Source organism: Mycobacterium sp. TH-M15, from assembly GCF_057473705.1.
This window is the reverse complement of the sequence record NZ_JBYCLB010000355.1, coordinates 1-3,648: the sequence shown is the minus strand read 5'-3', so window position 1 is coordinate 3,648 and position 3,648 is coordinate 1. Positions and strand designations below refer to the sequence as shown.

The following is a 3,648-nucleotide window of genomic DNA, read 5'->3' as shown; positions in this document are numbered from 1 at the left end:
GACGTCTTCGGCCGGGTGTGCCGAGAGCACCCCGACCACCTCGGTGCGCAACCGCCGGGCGCCGTGGCCGTTCGGGCCGCCGAGCGCGAACCCCGCCCGCTCGCCGAAGAGCGGGTGCGCGGTGTAGACCACCGGGTCCGGGCCGCGCCCGCCGCGGGTGCGGACCTCGACGGCACCGAGCTGTTCGGCCTGCCGGATCGCGTCGGCGTCGGCGAGGCTGGTCAGGTCGGCCAGCGACAGCGGTTCTTGAACCGCCAGGTAGTCCAGCACCGCCCGGGCCGGCGTGGGCAGCTCGGCCAGAAACGCATCCACCGCGGCAGTCCCGCCGGCCGGCTCGACGGCTGCGATGTCAATCCGCTGGAGTAGGCCGTCACCCCAGAGCGCCGCGATCGCGCCGGCCTCCGGGGCGGCGTCGGGGCGGGCGGTGACGACCATCCGAGCCACCCCGGCCCGGGCCAGTTGGTAGACCAGCGTCGCCGACAACACGTCCAGGTGCTGGGCGTCGTCGACGACCAGCAGCAGATCGGCCTCGGCGCAGTCGGCGGCCAGCGATGCCCGGGCGGCGCGCAGCAGAGCCGCGGGCTTGCCGACGTCGGCGACCCGCACCAGGTGGCCGAATGCGCCGAACGGGACCACCCGCTCGGCGGGGGTGCCGATCACCCAGCGGATGGTGGTCGCCGGGTGGGCCGCGGCGCGGCGTTCGGCGGCCAGCCGGGCCAGCGTGGATTTGCCGCTGCCGTCCGGGCCGAGCACGACCGCACCAGCACCCTTGCCCAGCGCGGCGTCGAGCTGCTGCAGAGCGGCCGCGTGTTGCGGGACGTTCCAGCGCATCGGCATCCCGGCGGATTTTACGGTGTGCGCGCAGGCGCCGGATAGCCTTTCGATTGTGCGATGGCCGAGCGAGTGGGTGGTGTGCGTCTACTGCGCGTCCGGGCCGACCCACCCGGAGCTGCTGGAGCTGGCCGGACAGGTGGGCATCGCCATCGCTGAGCGCGGCTGGACGCTGGTCTGGGGCGGCGGCAACGTCTCGGCGATGGGCGCCCTGGCTTCGGGAGCCCGGCTGCGCGGCGGCCGGACCGTCGGCGTCATCCCGCGGGCCCTGGTGCGCCGGGAGCTGGCCGACGTCGCCGCCGACGAGCTGATCGTCACCGACACCATGCGGAAGCGAAAGCAGATCATGGAAGACCACGCCGACGCGTTCCTGGCCCTGCCCGGCGGCATCGGCACCCTTGAGGAGCTGTTCGAGGTGTGGACCTCGGCGCACCTGGGCATGCACGACCGGCCGGTGGTGGTGCTCGACCCGCTCGGCCACTACGACGGGCTGTGGACCTGGCTGCGTGGCCTGGTCGGCACCGGGTACGTGCCGCAGGCCGCGCTGGACCGGCTGGTGGTGGTCGACGATGTGGCTGCCGCACTGACCGCCTGCGCGTCGGGCGCCGATCGCCCGGATTAGGCTTGACGGTCGCCCCCTGAGCAAGCAGGAGATCAACCGTGTCCGACCCCAGCTCCACGGAGCACACCTCGGTCCGGCTGGCCGACATCGCGGCCAGCCTGCCCGGGCTGCTGACCGACGCCCCGGTCGTCCTGCGCGGCGCGGTGACCGGGCTGGCGGCCCGGCCGAACTCCAAGGCCTCGATCGGCAAGGTATTCCAGGACCGCGCGGCGCGCGTCGGCGACCGGGTGTTCATCCGGTTCGGCGACGAGCGGTTGACCTATCGCGACGCCAACGCGACCGTCAACCGGTACGCGGCGGTGCTGGCCGCCCGCGGCGTCGGCCACGGCGACGTCGTCGGGATCATGCTGCGCAACTCGCCGAACGCCGTGCTGATGATGCTGGCCGTCGCCAAGTGTGGGGCGATCGCCGGCATGGTCAACTACCACCAGCGCGGCGACGTGCTGGCCCACAGCCTCGGCCTGCTGGACGCCAAGCTGCTGGTCGCCGAGGCGGACCTGGTCGGCGAGGTCGCCGAGTGCGGCGCGTCGATCCAGCCGGTGACGATCGAGGAGGTGCAGCGGCTGGCCGCCGACGCGCCGGCCGGCAACCCGGCGTCGGTGTCGGCGGTGCTGGCCAAGGACACCGCCTTCTACATATTCACCTCCGGCACCACCGGATACCCCAAGGCCAGCGTGATGACCCACTACCGGTGGCTGCGCGCGCTGGCCGCGTTCGGCGGCCTGGGTCTGCGGCTGCGCGGCAGCGACACGCTGTACTGCTGCCTGCCGCTGTACCACAACAACGCGCTGACCGTCGCGGTGTCGTCGGTGCTCAACGCCGGCGCAACGCTGGCGCTGGGCCGCTCGTTCTCGGCGTCGCGGTTCTGGGACGACGTGATCGCGTACGACGCAACCGCTTTCGTCTACATCGGCGAGGTTTGTCGGTATCTGCTCAACCAGCCGGCCAAGCCGACCGACCGGGCCCACCAGGTGCGGGTGATCTGCGGCAACGGGCTGCGGCCGGAGATCTGGGACGAGTTCCGTACGCGGTTCGGCATCGAGCGGATCTGCGAGTTCTACGCCGCCAGCGAGGGCAATATCGCCTTTCTCAACGTCTTCAACGTGGCCCGCAGCGCGGGGGCCTATCCGATGCCGCTGGCCTACGTCGAGTACGACCCGGACACCGGCCGGCCGTTGCGCGGTCCGGATGGCTGGGTGCGCAAGGTGCCGAAAGGACAGCCCGGGCTGTTGCTCAGCCGGGTCAACAGACTCTCGCCGTTCGACGGCTACACCGACGCCGGCGCCACCGAGCAGAAGCTGGTCCGTAATGCGTTCCGCGACGGGGACTGCTGGTTCAACACCGGTGACCTGATGAGCCCGCAGGGCCTGCGGCACGCCGGGTTCGTCGACCGGCTCGGTGACACCTTCCGGTGGAAGGGTGAGAACGTCGCCACCACCGAGGTCGAGGCCGCGGTGGCAGCCGACGACGCCGTCGAGGAGTGCGCCGTCTACGGCGTGCAGGTGCCCGACACCGGGGGGCGGGCCGGAATGGCCGCCGTGAAGCTGCGCGACGACGCGACGTTCGACGGCGCGACATTGGCTCGCACCGTCTACGACCGGCTGCCGGTGTACGCGGTGCCGCTCTTCGTGCGGGTGGTGCCGTCGCTGGCGCACACCACCACGTTCAAGAGCCGCAAGGTCGAGCTGCGCGACGAGGCGTACGGCGCCGACGGCCACGACGTCGCCGACCCGCTGTACGTGCTGGCCGGCCGCGCCGACGGGTATGTGCCGTACTACGCCGACTATCCCGGGGAGGTGGCGGCCGGTAAGCGACCGCGGGCGTGAGCCCGGGGGAGGGCGGCGGCCGAGTGGGCCGAGCCGGTAAGCGACCGCGGGCGTGAGCCCGGGGGAGGGCGACCACGACCGGACTCCGGCACGGGCCGATTCGTGTTTGGGCCAACGCATCTGGCCGCCGATCGTCACAGTGGATGGCGATCACGGATTCATCCATGACCATGCACACGATCCGGCGGCCGTGGTGGGGTGCTCATCGGGGATTGGGGCGGAGTGTGTGGTGTACGGTGAGACGACTTCAGGAATCTGATATGGGGGGAAGTTTGTCAAGAGGGCAGGGTGAAGCGGCGGCCCCAACCCGCGTCGCGGCCGCCCCGTAGTTTACCAGATGAGGTGGGGGGGGGATCGATCGTGTCTTAT

2 protein-coding genes and 1 pseudogene are annotated in these 3,648 nt (G+C 71.7%); 2 read left to right on the top strand and 1 reads right to left on the bottom strand.

From position 1 onward, the window contains the following. Window positions 1–837, bottom strand: a pseudogene (locus tag AC2VNT_RS08700) (AAA family ATPase); the annotation flags it as partial. A gap of 49 nt (window positions 838–886) precedes the next feature. Here AC2VNT_RS08700 and AC2VNT_RS08695 point away from each other — a divergent pair. Then, window positions 887–1,453, top strand: a complete 567-nt coding sequence (locus AC2VNT_RS08695; protein ID WP_486946472.1) for an LOG family protein — start codon at window positions 887–889, stop codon at window positions 1,451–1,453. 38 nt (window positions 1,454–1,491) lie between these two features. Further along, complete coding sequence (fadD6, locus tag AC2VNT_RS08690) at window positions 1,492–3,279, top strand: long-chain-acyl-CoA synthetase FadD6 (RefSeq protein ID WP_486946471.1); 1,788 nt, start codon at window positions 1,492–1,494, stop codon at window positions 3,277–3,279. Window positions 3,280–3,648 lie beyond the last annotated feature (369 nt).